Below are 15,894 nucleotides of genomic sequence, written 5' to 3'. Positions count from 1 at the left end.
CATGTTGCCGCGGGCCGATATTGCCAGCGCCGTCCAGCCCGTCAATCCTGTCGAAGCGGCGACCGCCGTCGTTTCGGTTGCCGATGCGCGGCAGGAAGCCTTCAGTCGCCTGGCCCAGATTGCAGTGGGCCAGCAGATGTCGGGCCGCATCCTCTCCAATTTCAACGACGGCACCTTCCTGGTGCGCATCGCCAATACGGCCGCGCGCATGGTGCTGCCCAACAGCGCCAAGGTAGGCGATACCCTGACCCTGACGCTGGTCTCGAAGGATCCCCGCCCGACTTTCTCGGTCAACGAAGGCAGCATCCACCCTGACGAGGAAAGCGCCTCCGTGGCCTTGAGCAGTGCCGGGCGCGCGATGCAGAAGGATCTGAAGTCGCTGCAGTTCGTTACCCGCGACGAAAGCGGTGCGGGACAGATCGCGCAGAACGAGGATATCGCTGCCGATGCCCAGGCCAAAGGCCCTCGCCAGGGGCAATCGGGCGCTCCCGCCAGTACCACCACCACGCTCAGCCATGCCGGCCGCCTGATCGACACGCTGTTGCACGCATCCCAACAGGGCGACGTGGCCGATCACATCAATGCGGCCACCCCCTTGCTGCCCAAGGCCGGGGTCGCCCCCGAACAGATGGCCGCGGCCTTGAAGGATGCCATTGCCAACAGCGGCGTCTTCTACGAGTCGCACGTGGCCGCCTGGGCCGCCGGACAACGTCCGGCCGCAGACCTGATGAAGGAACCGCAAGCCCAGGTCGCTGCGCGACAGGGTGGCGACATCAATCTGCTCAGCGACAGCGATCCCTCCCAGAATCAGTTGGGACAGATCATCAACCTCCAGCTCAACGCCCTGGAACAGCAGCGCGTGGTCTGGCACGGCGAAGTCTGGCCCGGCCAGAAGATGGAATGGGAAATCAATCAGGAACAGGGCCAGAACAGCCGCGAACAAGCCGGCGCCGAGGACGAGAACACGCCCACCTGGCATAGCGTGGTGCGCTTCAACTTTGCCCACCTGGGCAGCGTCTCGGCCTCGATCCGGTTGATTGGTCAGCAGATCCACGTACAGGTGAAAGCCGACAACGAAGCCGCCGCCGCTGCCCTGCGCGGCAACAGCGCGCTGTTTTCCGGTGCCATGGCGGCTGCCGGCACCTCCCTGGACTCACTGATTGTCAAGCAAGCCGATGGAGAAACCTAATATCCCCCTGCAAAACGCCGTGGCCCTGGCCTACAACGCCAGCCAGGCAGCCCCGCAGGTGGTGGCCAAGGGCCGCGGCCTGGTGGCCGAAGCCATCATTGCGCGGGCGCGCGATGCGGGCGTCTATGTCCATGAATCCAAGGAGCTGGTCTCGCTGCTGATGCAGGTCGAACTGGACCAGCAGATCCCCCCTGCCCTGTACCGCACCGTGGCGGAATTGCTGGCCTGGCTATATCGTATTGAAAATATGCAATTAAGCGGGTCAGTGATGTATGATACGGGGTTAAATTATTCCAACAAATCCTCAGGGGAAAGCGATCCCACTCGCTGAATTCAGACGTACAAGACGCACAGATGGCTAACCACGACGAGATCGACGACGACAGCCCATACCGGGTTCATTCACGGAGGGAGATCATTGCCCTGCTGACCAGCATGATGGAGAAGAACCAGCTCCTGAGCCTGCTGATCAAGGGCGGATCCGAGTCCGTGATCACTTCCATTCTGGAAGTCGATGACGATGACGACTCGCTCATCATCGACGCCGCCCCCAGCGCCATGCTCAACGAGAGCATCGTGTCGAGCAAGCGCATCAATTTCGAGGCGCTCTACAACAGCATCCGCATTACCTTTGCCGTCGATGGCGCACGCCAGGTCGAATACCAGAGCCGCCCGGCATTGCGGGTCGATATCCCCGAAAGCCTGGTGCGCCTGCAGCGCCGCGAGTATTTCCGCATCCCCACGCCGATCGCCAAGCCGCTGCGCTGCACTTTCCGCATCACCCAGCCGGATGGCTCCTTCATCACGGTCGTTACGCTGCTCAACAATATCAGCGCCGGCGGCGTGGGCATCACCGACGAAAAGAAGCTGCTCCCCACCACTCCGGGCGTGACCTACGAAGATTGCCAGCTGGAGCTGGGTGACAATACCCTGGTATCGGTCAAGCTGCAGGTGCGCGACTGCAAGGAATTCAAGATGACCAATGGCAAGGTGGTCAATCGCTTCGGTCTGCAGTTCATCGACATCCCGCGTACGGTGCTGGCCGCGATCCAGCGCTTCATCACCAAGCTGGAACGCGAACAGAACGCCAAGGCCTCAGGCATGATGTAAGCCGGTGCGCCCTGCCGGGCGCGCCAATGACAAAACACCCCAGCAACCGGATCACCGGTTCTGGGGTGTTTTGTCATGTACAACCGTCCCTTGCCAGGGGCGACCTCAAGCAGAAAACTTCACACCTGCATGGTCATGATGTCACGGTAAGCCGAGACCAGCTTGTTGCGCACCTGGATACTGGTCTGGAAGGAAATGTTGGCTTTCTGCGAAGCGATCATCACATCCGACAGGTTCACGTTGTCATCCCCCATGGCAAAGGCCTGCGACATCTTGGCCGCCTTCTGCTGAGAATCGTTGACCTGGTCGATCGCGCCCTTGAGCACGTCGGCAAAATCCACCCGCTGGGCCGGTTTTTCGGCTGCCACGCTGCTCTGAACCGGGTCCACACCTCCTTGGGCGCGGGCCGCTGCCGCCTTCAGCTGGGCTACCATTGCTTCGATCTTGCTGGTGTCGATCACGCTGTCAATTGCCATTTCCCACCTCTTGAGTTCATTTTGCCGCCTGGCAAAAGTACCACGCGCACCTTCGCCATCTACAGCAGCACCTTAACACTGCTGCATTGACAAATCGCACCAATAAGCGGGGAATTTGCCATTCTGTTCGGCCGATCAAATTCCCGCTACCAACGGACAATCCACACTGAGCAAAAAACCTCACAAAGGTAGGCAGTGATCAAAGTATTCATCAAGCTGGCAATCGAGGGAACGCCAGAGGGGAAATCATGGCGGTAGCAGCCGACGGCACGATGACCGGCGAGACCAACAATTCGGGCGAACTCGGCAACAACGAGGGCATGCCCCAGGGGCAGTCCGCCCAGGGCGGCATGATGGGCTACGCCCGTTCGCCCCAGGGCAAGCGCATTCTGCTCATCATTGCCGCCGCCGCGACTCTGGCGCTGATGGCCGGCATCTGGCTGTGGAGCCAGAAGGTCGAGTATCGCGTCCTGTTCGCCAACTTCAATGACCGCGACGGCGGCGCCATCGTGGCCTCGTTGCAGCAGATGAACGTGCCCTACAAGTATTCCGAAGGCGGCACGGCCATCCTGGTGCCCGAAAACATGGTGCATGACGCGCGCCTGAAACTGGCCGCTCAGGGCCTGCCCAAGGGCGGCAATGTCGGCTTCGAGCTGATGGAGAACCAGAAGCTGGGCATTTCCCAGTTCCTGGAACAAGTCAATTTCCAGCGCGCCCTGGAAGGCGAACTGGCGCGCTCGGTGGAATCCCTGGCGCCGGTCCAGACCGCCCGTGTGCACCTGGCCCTGCCCAAAGCCTCGGTGTTCGTGCGCGACCAGCAAAAGCCGACCGCCTCGGTGATCCTGAGCCTCTATCCGGGCCGCTACCTCGATCAGCAACAGGTCAGTGCCGTCGTGCACCTGGTCGCCAGCAGCGTCCCCGAGCTCTCGCCCAAGGCCGTGACCATCGTCGACCAGAACGGCAATCTGCTCTCCGACACCACCAAGCAAGGCCAGACCAACACCCTCGATCCGACCCAGCTGAAGTATGTCCAGGATCTGCAGCAGGATATCGTCAAGCGCGTCGAATCCATCATTGCACCCATCGTCGGTAACGGCAACGTGCGTGCCGAGGCCACGGCCGATGTGGACTTCTCCCGCTCCGAGCAGGCTTCCGAAGCCTACAAGCCCAATCAGACCCGCGACACCGCCGCCGTTCGCAGCAAGCAGAGCAGCGAGTCCAACAGCGCCACCTCCGGCACGTCGGGCGTACCCGGCGCGCTGACCAACCAGCCCCCTGCCCCGGCCACCGCCCAGATCGTCAATCCGGCGGCCGCCAATGGTGCAGCCAACCAGAATACTGCGGCCACGCCCAATGGCGCAGCACCGACTCCTGCGGCCAGCGGCAATTCGCGCAAGGATGAGACCATCAACTACGAGGTCGACAAGACGGTGCGCTACACCCAGCAACCCATGGGTGGCGTGCGTCGCCTGACGGTGGCCGTGGTGGTGAACTACAAGCGCACCCTGGACAACACCGGCAAGATCGTCATGCGCCCGCTGACCGAAGCCGAGCGCAACCAGATCACCGATCTGGTCAAGGAGGCGATGGGTTACAACAAGGATCGCGGCGACTCGCTCAACGTGGTCAATACCCAGTTCAGCACCGACATGGAACCGGAAGTGCCGCTGTGGAAGCAGCCGGGCATGATCGAACTGGCCAAGGAAATCGGCAAGTACGTGCTGGTGGCCGCGGTCCTGCTGTTCCTCTACTTCCGCGTGCTGCGCCCCATCGTCTGGAAGCTGTCGGGCCGCGAAGAACGCGAACGCCTGGCCAAGGAAAAGGCCGAGGCCGAAGCCGCCGCCGCTGCCGCAGCGGTTGCCGCCGGCTTCGATCCGGACGATCCGGACGCCATCGTCAACCTCTCCGGCGAGCCGGCAGTGGACGAACGTGCCCAGTACAAGGCCAATCTGGAAACCGCCAAGCAGTGGGCCAAGAATGATCCGAAACTGGTGGCAAGCATCATCAAGTCATGGGTGAACAATGAGTAACGACGGCGTTCAAAAAGGCGCCATCCTGATGCTCGCCCTGGGCGAGGATGAGGCCGCCGAAGTCATGAAATATCTGGGCCCGAAAGAGGTCCAGAAGCTGGGCGCGGCCATGTCGGCCCTGCGCAATGTCAGCTTCGAAGAAATCAACGAAGTGCTGGAAGCCTTCGTCGCCGAGACCGGCCAGGCCTCCTCGCTGGGACTGGATTCGGACGAATACATCCGTAGCGTGCTGACCAAGGCCCTGGGCGACGACAAGGCCACCTCCCTGCTCAACCGCATCCTGGGCGGACGCGATGCGTCCGGCATCGAAAGCCTCAAGTGGATGGACGCGCAGTCGGTGGCCGAGCTCATCCGCAACGAACACCCGCAGATCATCGCCACCATCCTGGTCCACCTGGAGCGCGACCATGCCTGCGGCATCATCAACAATTTCACGGAACGTTTGCGCAACGACGTCATCCTTCGTATTGCAACCCTGGACGGCGTGCAGCCGGCCGCGTTGCGCGAACTCAATGACGTGTTGACCAAGCTGCTGACCGGCAACGAAAGCCTCAAGAAGCAACAGATGGGCGGCATCCGTACTGCGGCCGAGATCCTCAACTTCATGTCGGGCGAGAACGAGACCTCGGTGATGAACAACCTGCGCTCCTACGACGAGGACATGGCGCAGAAGATCATGGACGAGATGTTCGTCTTCGAGAACATCATCGATATCGACGGCCGCGGCATCCAGCTGCTGCTGCGCGAAGTCCAGTCCGAGTCGCTGATCGTGGCCCTCAAGGGCGCCTCGCAAGGCCTGCGCGACAAGATCTTCGCCAACATGTCGCAGCGTGCGGCCGAGATGATGAAGGAAGACCTGGAGTCCAAGGGACCGGTGCGCCTGTCCGAAGTGGATGCGCAACAGAAGGCCATTCTGCAGATCGTGCGCCGCCTGGCCGACGAAGGTCAGATCGTGCTGGGTGCCAAGGGCGAGGACGCGTTCATCTGATGCACTTGAAGCGGTCCATGCAGGATGCTGTCGGCATGCCGGCCTGAGGAGTCAAAGAAGCCATGCGTGCAAAGATCATACCCAAGGAAGAGATGACGCCCTACCAGCGCTGGGAGCTGGCGTCCTTCAACGAAGAGCCCGAACCGGAGCCGGAACCGCTGCCGGAAGAGGAAGAGTTTCTGGAAGAACCGCCGCCAGTCCCCCAACTGACGGCCGAGCAGCTCGACGCCATCCGCGAGGCCGCACGCCAGGAGGGCTTTGCCGAAGGCCGCGGGCACGGCCTGCAGGCCGGCCGCTCGGAGGGCTATATGGCCGGATTGCAGCAAGGCCAGCAGGAAGTCAACGAAGTCATCCAGCACTTCCGCCAGATCGCCGTCAACTTCAGCACCGAAGTCTCCCAGTGCAGCGAAAAGATGGCCCCCGAACTGCTGGACCTGGCACTGGACCTGGCCAAGTCCATGTTGAAGACGGCCTTGAACGTGCGCCCCGAACTGATCCTGCCGACGGTGAGTGCCGCCATCCACGCCCTGCCCGTGCTGCAACTGCCGGCCAGCCTGACACTGCACCCGGACGATGCCGCGCTGGTGCGCAAGCACCTGGGCGAAGAACTGGCCCAGCAAGGCTGGAAGATCGAGGAAGACGCCCTGCTCGACCGCGGCGGCTGCCGTGTCGAAACCCGCACCAATCAGATCGATGCCACCACCCAGACGCGCTGGCAGCGTCTGGGCGAGTCGCTGTCCAAGCAGCTCGACTGGCTGGAATGAGGTGTCCGCCGTGATACCGACCTGAACGGGAGACCCGCATGAACTCCCCGATGCCATCCCATAGCAGCCTGTGGCAAGCCTATCTGCACAACTGTCGCAGCCTGGTGGCCATGGCCGAGCCTACCCGCACGGCCGGGCGCATCACGCGCGTGGCCGGACTGGTGATGGAAGCGGTCGGACTGAAGCTTCCTGTGGGCAGCCCCTGCAATGTGCCGCTGCCCAACGGCACGATGATCGAAGCCGAAGTCGTCGGTTTTCAAGATGAACGTTTGTTCCTGATGCCGCAGAGCGATGTCGAAGGCATCGTTCCCGGCACCCGCGTCTATCCCGTCGAACCGGTGCGTCCACCGCCGCGCACCGGCCCCATCAGCTTCACCCCGCGCCGCGCCGACGAGCACAGCCGCCGCCTGCCGGTCGGTGACGAACTGCTGGGCCGTGTGCTCGACGGTGCCGGTCGGCCGCTGGACAATCTGGGCCCCCTGCATACCGAACGCTCGGCCCCGTTGGCCGTGCGTGCCGCCAATCCGCTGGGACGCGCACCGATCCGCGACATCCTGGACACCGGCATTCGCGCCATCAACACCATGCTTACCGTAGGACGGGGCCAGCGCATGGGCCTGTTCGCCGGCTCGGGCGTAGGCAAGAGCGTGCTGCTGGGCATGATGGCGCGCTATACCAGCGCCGATGTGATCGTGGTCGGCCTGATCGGTGAGCGCGGCCGCGAAGTGAAGGAATTCATCGAACAGATCCTTGGTGCCGAGGGCCTGGCACGCTCGGTGGTGGTGGCTGCACCGGCCGACACCCCGCCGCTCATGCGCCTGCAGGGCGCCGCCTATTGCACTTCCATTGCCGAGTATTTCCGCGACCAGGGCAAGGATGTGCTGCTGATCATGGATTCGCTGACCCGTTATGCCATGGCGCAGCGCGAAATCGCCCTGGCCATCGGCGAGCCGCCGGCCACCAAGGGCTACCCGCCCTCGGTCTTCGCCAAGCTGCCGGCCCTGGTGGAACGCGCCGGCAATGGCGATGAGGGAGGCGGCTCCATCACCGCCTTCTACACCGTGCTGACCGAAGGCGACGACCAGCAGGACCCGATCGCCGATGCCGCCCGCGCCATCCTGGACGGCCACATCGTGCTCAACCGCCAGCTGGCCGAAGCCGGCCACTATCCGGCCATCGACATCGAGCAATCCATCAGCCGTGCCATGCACAGCATTACCGACGCCGACCATCAGCGCCGTTCACGCCATCTGAAGCAATTGTATTCACGTTTCCAGCGCAACCGCGACCTCATCAGCGTGGGCGCCTATGCCGCCGGCAGCGATCCCATCCTGGATGAAGCCATTGCCTTGTTGCCAAGAATGGAAGCCTTTTTGCAGCAAGGCATCCATGAGCAAGCCGATGTATCAGAGAGCTTGAGGCAACTTACCGCTCTATTCGGGTGATTGAGCGCGCATCCTCAAAAATATAATCAGAGCGATCATGGCTACTCCCTCCGCACTTGATACGCTGATTGAATTGGCGACCAAAGAGACCGACGAAGCGACCAAGCGCCTCGGTCGGGCTATTCGCGTGAGTGAAGAAGCACAGCAGAAGCTGGGCATCCTGCAGCAATACCGCGACGATTACGCCGCGCGCTTCCAGGAAACACTGACCAATGGCCTGACTGCGCTGGCCTATCGCAATTTCCAGTTGTTCCTGGAAAAGATCGACAACGCCATCGACGGCCAGGTCAACGTGGTACAAAGCAGCCAGCAGCGTGTGGCCGAAGCCCGTGCAGCATGGCAGGCCTGCGAGCGCAAGCGCATGTCCTATGACACCCTGGCCACCCGCGCCCGGGACCAGGAGCAGCGCAAGGAAAACAAGCGCGACCAGAAGTCCATGGACGAGCATGCCGCCCGCATCAGTTTCTACAAGCGCTGAGCGCTGAAACGCCCGGCCACGCAATACCGAAACCGTACGCAACGCACCACAACCCGCATCCTAGAGCAGCAGACAGCACTTACCGACAGGCCCACCATCATGAACACTTCCCTGCCGTTGTTGAACGTGATTACCGGCTCCCAGGCCGCCACAGGCGCGCGCTCGGGCAATCCTGCCGACAGCTTCTCGGCCGATGTCCCCTTCAACCAGGTGCTCAACAGCCAGGTCAGCACGCGCGTGCAGGACAACCAGGCCCAGGCGCGCCAGGCCCAGCAGAACGCCGACAACCAGGCCGCCAATGCCCAGGCTGCGGCCAAACAGGCGGCCGCCAGTCAATCGGCTGCCAGCCAGCAATCCCCCAACGCCGCCAACAGCGCCAGTCACGCCGGCAAGAGCGACGGCAGTGACGAGAGCAGCCAGGTCAGCGACAAGGACAAGGACGAAGACGGCAGCGACACCACCACCCAGGCCTCGGCCGAACTGCTGGCCCTGGTGGCCAACATCGCCCAGAACGCCGTCAAGCCCGGCGATGGCAAGGCCAAGGGCGAGAGCAGCGAGGCCGACCTGCTGGCCCAGGCCAAGCGCGGCGGTGGCAAGCTGTCCCTGGCGGATCAGCAGCAAGCCCTGGCCGAAGACAAGCAAGGCAAGCTCGATCCGGCCGCCCTGCAGGATGCCCTGGCTGCCGCCAGAGGCAAGCAGGGTGCCGCCGCCGGCGAACTGGCCGGCAAGAGCAACGCCGAGGCCAACCCGCCCCAGCAAAACGGCCACGGCAAGGACGGCAAGCCAGCCATCGACCTCAGCGCCGCCGCCAAGGCCGAGCCCAAGGAAGATGCCAGTGCCCTGGCCGCACGTGCCCAGCTGAACAAGACCGCGCCCGAGATGGCAGCGCCTGCCCGACAGGACCAGGCCCAGGCAGCCCCGCAGCCGCTGGCCCTGCCCGTCATGCAGCAAACCGCTGCGGCCAACCAGACGCAGGCCGTGTTCGCCCCGGCCTACAGCGACAAGATCCAGTCCAACGTCGGCAGCGCCGGCTGGAACCAGGCCCTGGGCACCAAGATCACCTGGATGGCCACCGCCGGCATGCAGAGTGCCTCGCTGAGCCTGAACCCGCCGGACCTGGGCCCGATGCAGGTGGTCCTGAACGTGCACAACCAACAAGCCGATGCCACCTTCATCACCGCCCAGCCGGAAGTGAAGCAGGCGCTGGAAGCGGCCCTGCCCAAGCTGCGCGAAATGATGGACCAGGCCGGCATCCAGCTCGGCCAGGCCAATGTCCAGACCGGCATGCCCAACCAGCATCAGGGGGCAGGCAATGGCCAGCAGCAGGCGCGCAGCGGGTCCTCCTCCAGCTTCGGCAAGGAACAGGAGGGCGACGTCGCCCTCGGCGGCAGCGTCACGGCAGCCGCAACCTCCAGTGGACTGGGCCTGGTCGATACCTTCGTGTAAGCGCCGAGACCGGAAACCTTAAAAAACATGCAATTTTCGTCCGTGCGGGACTCAACAATGCGATTTGGCTGCCGATAAGCAGATAAGCCCTCAACCCGCGCTGACGAACTGAAAGGAATAGTAGATGGCAACAAAAGGAAAAGCCCCGGCCAAGGGAGCTGAAGCAGAAGCAGCACCGGCAAAATCCAGCAAGAAGATGCTCTTCATCATCGTCGGTGTCGTGCTGGTACTGGTGATCGGTGGTGCAGCAGCTTTCTTCATGATGGGTGGCAAGGGCAAGAAGGGTGAGGATCATGCCGAAGAGAAGGTCGAGGCCAAGGCGCCGACCTTCGTGGTGATCGAACCCTTTGTGGTGAACCTGCAGCAGGAAACCGGCGACCAGTACCTGCAAGTGGCCATGACCCTGCAGGTGCCGGACAGCCAGACCGCCGAAGCCCTCAAGCTGTACATGCCCCAGGTGCGCAGCCGCCTGCTGATGGTGCTCTCCAGCAAGAAGGCGTCCGAACTGCTCACCAGCGAAGGCAAGCGCCGTCTGACCGACGAGATCATCGACCAACTGGGCGAGCCGTTCTCGGGCAAGGGCAAGGGACCGCAGATCACCGACGTGTTCTACACCTCGTTCGTGATCCAACAGCAGTAACACCGTATCGAAGTCAGAGATCGTCGACCATGGCCGAGCATTTTCTATCACAGGAAGAAGTCGATGCCCTTTTGAAGGGCGTGACGGGAGATGAAGACGAAGAAAAAATCGTCGAAGAAGCTCCTGGTACGGTACGTACCTACAACCTGGCCACGCAGGAACGCATCGTGCGTGGGCGCATGCCTACGCTGGAAATCATCAACGAGCGTTTCGCGCGTCTGTTCCGCATCGGCTTGTTCAACTTCATTCACCGTACCGCCGAGATCTCGGTCGGTCCGGTGAAGGTGTCCAAGTACAGTGAATTCATCCGCAACCTGGTGGTCCCGACCAACCTGAACCTGGTCCACATCAAGCCCTTCCGTGGCATCGGGCTGGTGGTGTTCGACCCGCAGTTCGTGTTCATGCTGGTGGACAACATGTTCGGCGGCGATGGTCGCTTCCATACCCGCATCGAAGGCCGCGAATTCACGCCCACCGAGCAGCGCATCATCATGCGCGTGCTGGAGATCACCTTCGAGACCTACGCCAAGTCGTGGGAACCGATCTATCCGATCGAATTCGAATTCATCCGCTCGGAAATGAATACCCAGTTCGCCAACATCGCCACGCCCAACGAAGTGGTGGTCTCGACCACCTTCACCGTCGAGCTGGGGCCGGTGTCGGGCGAGATCCACATCTGCACGCCCTACTCGATGATCGAGCCGGTGCGTGACCGTCTCACCAGCAGCATGCAGGGCGAAGCGCTGGAAGTGGACAAGCGCTGGATCCGCCTGATGAAGCAGCAGATCCAGACCGCCGAGGTCGAACTGATCGTCAATTTCGGTACTGCCCGAGTCAATTTCACCGATCTGCTGAACATGCAGGTCGGCGACGTCATCGCGCTGCAGACCAATACGACCGTCGAGGCACAGGTTGACGGCGTACCGGTGATGGAATGCAGCTATGGCCAGTCCAATGGTCAATACGCCCTGCGCGTGGAGAAACTGCTGTCCATCACCCATCAAGAAACACCGGAAAGCTTTCAAGGAGATTAGCAATGGCTGATGAGAACGTAGCAGGCGCAGGCGCAGCGGAAGACGATCCGTGGGGCGCGGCCATGGCCGAGCAGAGCGAGGCCGAAGAGGCGCAGAAAAAAGGCGAGATGGAAGACGAGAAAGGCATCACCGCAGCCCCTGCGATGGCCACCGTCTTCAAGGACCTGAGTGCGGCCGATATCAAGACCAATACCCCCAACGACATCGACTTCATCCTCGATATCCCGGTACAACTCACCGTGGAACTGGGCCGCACCAAGATCGCCATCAAGAACCTGCTGCAACTGGCGCAGGGCTCGGTGGTGGAACTCGATGGCATGGCCGGTGAACCGATGGACGTACTGGTCAACGGCTGCCTGATCGCACAAGGCGAAGTGGTGGTGGTCAACGACAAGTTCGGTATCCGCCTGACCGACATCATCACGCCGGCCGAACGCATTCGCAAGCTCAACCGCTGAGCGCAATGACTTCCGTTTCATGAGACGTATTTACGCAGCATCGATGAGACAAGCCTTGCGTCAGTCCCGGGCGGACCTGGTGTCCGCCCTGATCTTTCTGGGCGGCAGTCTGGCCGTCACGGCCCAAAGCCGGGCCGACAACACCACCGCCGGCAGCGTCGCTGTCCCGGCACCGGCAGCAGCCGGCGCTCTTCCCTCCTCCACCGGCAGTGTCTTGACCATGCTCTTGGGGCTGGTCGCGGTACTGGCCGTGATGGCCGCAGTCGCCTGGCTGTTCAAGCGCTTCGGCCTGGCCAGCGGCATGAGCGGCAATGCCGTGGCCAAGGTCGTCGGCGGCGTGTCGGTGGGTACCCGCGAGCGGGTGATGGTGGTCGAAGTCGGCGACCAGTGGATCGTGGTCGGTGTGGCTCCCGGTCGGGTCAATGCCCTGGCCACCCTGCCGCGCCAGGAAGGCGTGGCGGCCCAGCCGGTCACGGCCGGACCGGCCTTTGCCACCTGGCTCAAGCACACCATGGACAAACGAAATGGCGGTACCGGCAACGGCGACCGTCCGGGTAATGATGGCAGCACATCCTAAGCCGCGAGGCACACTCTCTTTCCTGCGCCACCGCACCGCCGCGTTGCTGCGCAGCCCCTACTGGTGGCTGGCGCTGCTGTGCCTGCCGCTGGCGGCCTCGGCCCAGCAGGGCCTGCCCGCGCTCAACAGCATGCCCGCCCCAGGCGGCGGCACGAATTATTCGCTGCCGATCCAGACCATGCTGTTGCTCACTTCGCTGTCGTTCATTCCGGCGGCGATGCTGATGATGACCTCGTTCACCCGCATCGTGATCGTGCTGTCCTTGCTGCGCCAGGCACTGGGCACCCAGTCCACGCCACCCACGCAGGTGCTGGTCGGGTTGTCGCTGTTCCTGACCTTCTTCGTGATGAGTCCGGTGTTCGACCGCATCTACACCGAGGCCTACCAGCCCTTCTCGGAAAACAAGATCCAGATGATGGAAGCGCTCGACAAGGGGGCCGCACCGCTCAAGGAATTCATGCTCAAGCAGACCCGCCAGGCCGACCTGGCACTGTATGTGAAGCTCTCGCGCGGACCGGCCCTGCAAGGCCCGGAAGACGTGCCGCTGCGCCTGCTGGTACCGGCCTTCGTTACCAGTGAACTGAAGACCGCTTTCCAGATCGGCTTTGCCATCTTCATTCCCTTCCTCATCATCGACATGGTGGTGGCCAGCATCCTGATGTCGATGGGCATGATGATGATGTCGCCGGCCATCGTCTCGCTGCCCTTCAAGCTGATGCTGTTCGTGCTGGTGGACGGATGGCAGTTGCTGATCGGCTCCCTGGCCCAGAGTTTCTACTAGTCGCCGACCAAGGCAAGGATCACTATGACACCCGAAAGCGTCATGACCATGGGCCGCCAGGCCATCGAAGTCACCCTCCTGGTCGCGGCCCCGATGCTGCTCACTGCCCTGTTCATCGGACTGCTGGTGAGCATCTTCCAGGCCGCGACCCAGATCAACGAGCAGACCCTGGCCTTCATCCCCAAGCTGGTCGGCGTGTTCCTGGCCATGATCATCGCCGGTCCCTGGATGCTGACCATCATCCTCGATTACATGCACACCATGTTCAGCGGCATCCCCGCCATGGTCCAGTAGCACGCCCGCGCGCGGGGCCGCCGCCCTGCGCTTGCCGACCATGCTCACCTTCTCCAGCCAGCAGCTCTATGCCTGGGTCGCCATGTTCATCTGGCCGACCACGCGCATCCTTGGATTGCTCTCCATTGCGCCGCCTTTCGGCAGCACCAGTGTCCCCATGCTGGTGAAGGTGCTGCTGGGCATTGCCATCGGCGCGGTGCTGGCACCGGATGTGCCGGTGCCGCCGGCCATCGATCCGATGTCGATGACGGGCCTGCTGATCCTGTTGCAGCAACTGCTGATCGGTCTGTCCATGGGCTTTGCCATGCGTATCGTCTTTGCCGCCGTGGAGGCCGCCGGGGAGCTGACCAGCTCGACCATGGGCTTGTCCTTCGCGGCCTTCTTCGATCCCCAGACACAGGGGCGCACAGCCGTCATTGGCCAGGTTTTCTCGCTGCTGGCGACCATGGTCTTCCTGAGCCTGAATGGCCACCTGGTGTTGCTGCAGGTGATGGCCGAAAGCTTTCACACCCTGCCCATCACCGGCGTACCGATCACCACCGAAGGCTTCCATCAACTGGGCCTGTGGGGCGCCAAGGTATTCAGCATGGGGGTGCAATTGTCGCTACCGCTGCTCATCGCCCTGCTCATCACCAACTTTGCCCTGGGCATCCTTACCCGTGCGGCTCCCCAACTGAATCTGTTCGGCATCGGGTTTTCGATTACCATGCTGGCTGGCTTCGTCCTGATCGCCTTGGCCCTGCCCTACATGCTCACCCCCTTGCAGCGCTTCCTGGTCGAGGGCGTGGAGATGGTGCGGCTGCTGGGCAGCGTACCGCCGGTCAATGCCTTGCCCAGGCCCTGAGGCCGGCAACCTCCGCTTGCACAAAATTTACGTCTCCTGACGTGCACTCCGGCCGAATTGCCTCACACTGTCGCCTCTGCGGCCAGGTCCGCAGGGCCTTCCTTCGCACTGCCTTCTGACGCATGAACATCGCCTATTTCCGCCGTCCCAAGATCATCTTCGCCGCGCTTGCCATCCTGCTGCTCGCAGGCTATCTGGGGTACCGGGCCTTCACCCCGCCGCCGCCGCCCGCCTACCTTACCGCCACCGCGGCCATCGCCGACATCCAGGACGTGGTCCTGGCCAGCGGTACCGTCAAGGCCTACAAGCAGGTCAGCGTGGGAGCCCAGGTGTCGGGCCAGATCAAGTCACTCAAGGTCGCGCTCGGAGACCACGTCAAGAAGGGCCAACTGGTGGCCGAGATCGATTCCCTGACCCAGGCCAATGCGCTGGCCAGCGCCGAATACTCGCTGCAGAACCTGCAGGCCCAGTTGCGTTCCAAGCAAGCCACCTTGAAGCAGGCGCAACTGGCCTATGCGCGCCAGCAGATGATGCTGGCCGGTGAGGCCAGCTCGCGCGAAAACTTCGAGAGCGCCGAGGCGACCCTGAACTCCACCCGCGCCGACATCGCCGCCCTGCAGGCGCAGATCAGGGACGGCGCCATCAAGGTCGATACCGCCCGCCTGAACCTGGGCTATACCCGCATTACCGCACCCATCGACGGCGAAGTGGTGGCCATCGTGGCGCAGGAAGGCCAGACCGTGAACGCCAACCAGTCCACTCCGACCATCATCAAGGTGGCCCGCATGGATACCGTGACGGTCAAGGCGCAGATCTCGGAAGCCGACGTAGTCCGCGTCAAGCCTGGCCTGCCGGTGTACTTCACCATCCTGGGCGACCCCGACCACCGCTATCGCACCACCCTGCGCGCCATCGAGCCGGCCCCGGATTCGATCCTGCAGGACGACACCAGTACCAGCACCACGACCAGCACCAGCAGCAGTTCCAGCTCCACGGCGATCTACTACAACGGCCTGCTGGACCTGCCCAACCCGGATGGCAAGCTGCGCATCTCCATGACCACGCAGGTCAACATCGTGCTGGCCGAGGCCAAGGATGCGCTGGTGGTGCCCTCCACCGCACTGGGGGCCAAGGATGCGCAGGGCCGTTACACCGTGCGGGTGCTGGATGCGCAAGGCCAGGCACAGGAGCGCCAGGTGCGCATCGGCATCAACACCAATGCCCAGGTACAGATCATCGAAGGACTCAAGGCCGGTGAGCGCGTGGTGACCGGCACCGCCCTGGCGGGCAGCGCCGACAGCAGCAGCGAGCGCCGTGGCCCGCCGCCGCGCATGTAAGGC

The 15,894-nt window shown here is 62.8% G+C and carries 18 protein-coding genes; 17 read left to right on the top strand and 1 reads right to left on the bottom strand.

Features of this window, described 5'->3' with window-relative positions; genetic code table 11:
- Position 1 precedes the first annotated feature (1 nt).
- From fliK to HWE01_RS08340, 3 genes are read left to right on the top strand one after another with little or no spacing between them, the layout of a single operon-like run.
- Positions 2-1,189: a flagellar hook-length control protein FliK gene (gene fliK / locus HWE01_RS08350; RefSeq protein ID WP_241821527.1), complete on the top strand. Its 1,188-nt coding sequence runs from the start codon at positions 2-4 to the stop codon at positions 1,187-1,189.
- Positions 1,176-1,520 (top strand): EscU/YscU/HrcU family type III secretion system export apparatus switch protein, encoded by a 345-nt coding sequence (locus tag HWE01_RS08345; RefSeq protein WP_034350237.1) that lies wholly within the window; start codon positions 1,176-1,178, stop codon positions 1,518-1,520. The genes fliK and HWE01_RS08345 overlap by 14 nt, the downstream gene beginning before the upstream one ends.
- A gap of 23 nt (positions 1,521-1,543) precedes the next feature.
- A complete protein-coding gene (locus tag HWE01_RS08340) occupies positions 1,544-2,299 on the top strand; it encodes a flagellar brake protein (protein ID WP_008328199.1) in 756 nt (251 codons plus the stop codon).
- 119 nt (positions 2,300-2,418) lie between these two features.
- Here HWE01_RS08340 and fliE read toward each other — a convergent pair whose 3' ends face one another.
- Complete coding sequence (gene fliE / locus HWE01_RS08335; protein WP_008328197.1) at positions 2,419-2,775, bottom strand: flagellar hook-basal body complex protein FliE; 357 nt, start codon at positions 2,773-2,775, stop codon at positions 2,419-2,421.
- 248 nt (positions 2,776-3,023) lie between these two features.
- Here fliE and fliF point away from each other — a divergent pair, with 248 nt between their 5' ends.
- The 14 genes from fliF to HWE01_RS08265 all read left to right on the top strand — a co-directional run bounded on the left by fliF (position 3,024) and on the right by HWE01_RS08265 (position 15,891).
- On the top strand, positions 3,024-4,805 hold the full coding sequence (gene fliF, locus HWE01_RS08330; RefSeq protein WP_008328195.1) for a flagellar basal-body MS-ring/collar protein FliF: 1,782 nt from the start codon (positions 3,024-3,026) through the stop codon (positions 4,803-4,805).
- Positions 4,798-5,793, top strand: coding sequence for a flagellar motor switch protein FliG (gene fliG / locus HWE01_RS08325; RefSeq protein ID WP_006462657.1), 996 nt, complete (start codon positions 4,798-4,800; stop codon positions 5,791-5,793). The genes fliF and fliG overlap by 8 nt, the downstream gene beginning before the upstream one ends.
- 62 nt (positions 5,794-5,855) lie before the next feature.
- Positions 5,856-6,557, top strand: a complete 702-nt coding sequence (fliH, locus tag HWE01_RS08320) for a flagellar assembly protein FliH (protein ID WP_008328191.1) — start codon at positions 5,856-5,858, stop codon at positions 6,555-6,557.
- 38 nt (positions 6,558-6,595) lie between these two features.
- Positions 6,596-8,002, top strand: a complete 1,407-nt coding sequence (gene fliI, locus HWE01_RS08315; RefSeq protein WP_034350235.1) for a flagellar protein export ATPase FliI — start codon at positions 6,596-6,598, stop codon at positions 8,000-8,002.
- A gap of 37 nt (positions 8,003-8,039) precedes the next feature.
- Positions 8,040-8,480 (top strand): flagellar export protein FliJ, encoded by a 441-nt coding sequence (fliJ, locus tag HWE01_RS08310; RefSeq protein WP_034350233.1) that lies wholly within the window; start codon positions 8,040-8,042, stop codon positions 8,478-8,480.
- A 99-nt stretch (positions 8,481-8,579) separates the two neighbouring features.
- Positions 8,580-9,926 carry a flagellar hook-length control protein FliK gene (locus HWE01_RS08305; protein ID WP_241821526.1) on the top strand — a complete coding sequence of 449 codons (1,347 nt, stop codon included), beginning with the start codon at positions 8,580-8,582 and terminating at the stop codon, positions 9,924-9,926.
- 124 nt (positions 9,927-10,050) lie between these two features.
- The gene (gene fliL, locus HWE01_RS08300; protein ID WP_241821525.1) at positions 10,051-10,566 is read left to right on the top strand and encodes a flagellar basal body-associated protein FliL; all 516 of its coding nucleotides are present in this window, start codon (positions 10,051-10,053) and stop codon (positions 10,564-10,566) included.
- Positions 10,567-10,595: 29 nt separating this feature from the next.
- Positions 10,596-11,600 carry a flagellar motor switch protein FliM gene (fliM, locus tag HWE01_RS08295; protein WP_008328180.1) on the top strand — a complete coding sequence of 335 codons (1,005 nt, stop codon included), beginning with the start codon at positions 10,596-10,598 and terminating at the stop codon, positions 11,598-11,600.
- A gap of 2 nt (positions 11,601-11,602) precedes the next feature.
- Positions 11,603-12,058, top strand: a complete 456-nt coding sequence (gene fliN / locus HWE01_RS08290) for a flagellar motor switch protein FliN (RefSeq protein WP_008328178.1) — start codon at positions 11,603-11,605, stop codon at positions 12,056-12,058.
- 43 nt (positions 12,059-12,101) lie between these two features.
- A complete protein-coding gene (gene fliO, locus HWE01_RS08285) occupies positions 12,102-12,635 on the top strand; it encodes a flagellar biosynthetic protein FliO (protein ID WP_157174203.1) in 534 nt (177 codons plus the stop codon).
- Positions 12,619-13,416 carry a flagellar type III secretion system pore protein FliP gene (gene fliP, locus HWE01_RS08280; protein ID WP_369770097.1) on the top strand — a complete coding sequence of 266 codons (798 nt, stop codon included), beginning with the start codon at positions 12,619-12,621 and terminating at the stop codon, positions 13,414-13,416. The genes fliO and fliP overlap by 17 nt, the downstream gene beginning before the upstream one ends.
- A 24-nt stretch (positions 13,417-13,440) precedes the next feature.
- Positions 13,441-13,710: a flagellar biosynthesis protein FliQ gene (gene fliQ / locus HWE01_RS08275; RefSeq protein WP_008328172.1), complete on the top strand. Its 270-nt coding sequence runs from the start codon at positions 13,441-13,443 to the stop codon at positions 13,708-13,710.
- 40 nt (positions 13,711-13,750) lie between these two features.
- Positions 13,751-14,554, top strand: coding sequence for a flagellar biosynthetic protein FliR (gene fliR / locus HWE01_RS08270; protein WP_175342444.1), 804 nt, complete (start codon positions 13,751-13,753; stop codon positions 14,552-14,554).
- Positions 14,555-14,676: 122 nt separating this feature from the next.
- A complete protein-coding gene (locus tag HWE01_RS08265) occupies positions 14,677-15,891 on the top strand; it encodes an efflux RND transporter periplasmic adaptor subunit (RefSeq protein ID WP_175342443.1) in 1,215 nt (404 codons plus the stop codon).
- Positions 15,892-15,894 lie beyond the last annotated feature (3 nt).

Origin of the sequence: Herbaspirillum sp. C7C8 (assembly GCF_022627875.1) — a bacterium.
Classification (GTDB): domain Bacteria; phylum Pseudomonadota; class Gammaproteobacteria; order Burkholderiales; family Burkholderiaceae_D; genus Herbaspirillum.
This window is presented reverse-complemented; position numbering and strand designations above follow the sequence as displayed.

Excerpts from the sequence above, each read along its gene's own strand:
- fliN (WP_008328178.1), top strand. The coding sequence starts at position 11,603 with ATGGCTGATGAGAACGTAGCAGGCGCAGGCGCAGCGGAAGACGATCCG.
- fliP (WP_369770097.1), top strand. The coding sequence starts at position 12,619 with ATGGCAGCACATCCTAAGCCGCGAGGCACACTCTCTTTCCTGCGCCAC.
- fliO (WP_157174203.1), top strand. The coding sequence starts at position 12,102 with ATGAGACAAGCCTTGCGTCAGTCCCGGGCGGACCTGGTGTCCGCCCTG.
- fliI (WP_034350235.1), top strand. The coding sequence starts at position 6,596 with ATGAACTCCCCGATGCCATCCCATAGCAGCCTGTGGCAAGCCTATCTG.
- fliG (WP_006462657.1), top strand. The coding sequence starts at position 4,798 with ATGAGTAACGACGGCGTTCAAAAAGGCGCCATCCTGATGCTCGCCCTG.
- fliH (WP_008328191.1), top strand. The coding sequence starts at position 5,856 with ATGCGTGCAAAGATCATACCCAAGGAAGAGATGACGCCCTACCAGCGC.
- fliM (WP_008328180.1), top strand. The coding sequence starts at position 10,596 with ATGGCCGAGCATTTTCTATCACAGGAAGAAGTCGATGCCCTTTTGAAG.
- fliE (WP_008328197.1), bottom strand. The coding sequence starts at position 2,775 with ATGGCAATTGACAGCGTGATCGACACCAGCAAGATCGAAGCAATGGTA.
- HWE01_RS08345 (WP_034350237.1), top strand. The coding sequence starts at position 1,176 with ATGGAGAAACCTAATATCCCCCTGCAAAACGCCGTGGCCCTGGCCTAC.
- HWE01_RS08265 (WP_175342443.1), top strand. The coding sequence starts at position 14,677 with ATGAACATCGCCTATTTCCGCCGTCCCAAGATCATCTTCGCCGCGCTT.
- fliF (WP_008328195.1), top strand. The coding sequence starts at position 3,024 with ATGGCGGTAGCAGCCGACGGCACGATGACCGGCGAGACCAACAATTCG.
- HWE01_RS08305 (WP_241821526.1), top strand. The coding sequence starts at position 8,580 with ATGAACACTTCCCTGCCGTTGTTGAACGTGATTACCGGCTCCCAGGCC.
- fliR (WP_175342444.1), top strand. The coding sequence starts at position 13,751 with ATGCTCACCTTCTCCAGCCAGCAGCTCTATGCCTGGGTCGCCATGTTC.
- fliQ (WP_008328172.1), top strand. The coding sequence starts at position 13,441 with ATGACACCCGAAAGCGTCATGACCATGGGCCGCCAGGCCATCGAAGTC.
- fliK (WP_241821527.1), top strand. The coding sequence starts at position 2 with ATGTTGCCGCGGGCCGATATTGCCAGCGCCGTCCAGCCCGTCAATCCT.
- fliL (WP_241821525.1), top strand. The coding sequence starts at position 10,051 with ATGGCAACAAAAGGAAAAGCCCCGGCCAAGGGAGCTGAAGCAGAAGCA.
- fliJ (WP_034350233.1), top strand. The coding sequence starts at position 8,040 with ATGGCTACTCCCTCCGCACTTGATACGCTGATTGAATTGGCGACCAAA.
- HWE01_RS08340 (WP_008328199.1), top strand. The coding sequence starts at position 1,544 with ATGGCTAACCACGACGAGATCGACGACGACAGCCCATACCGGGTTCAT.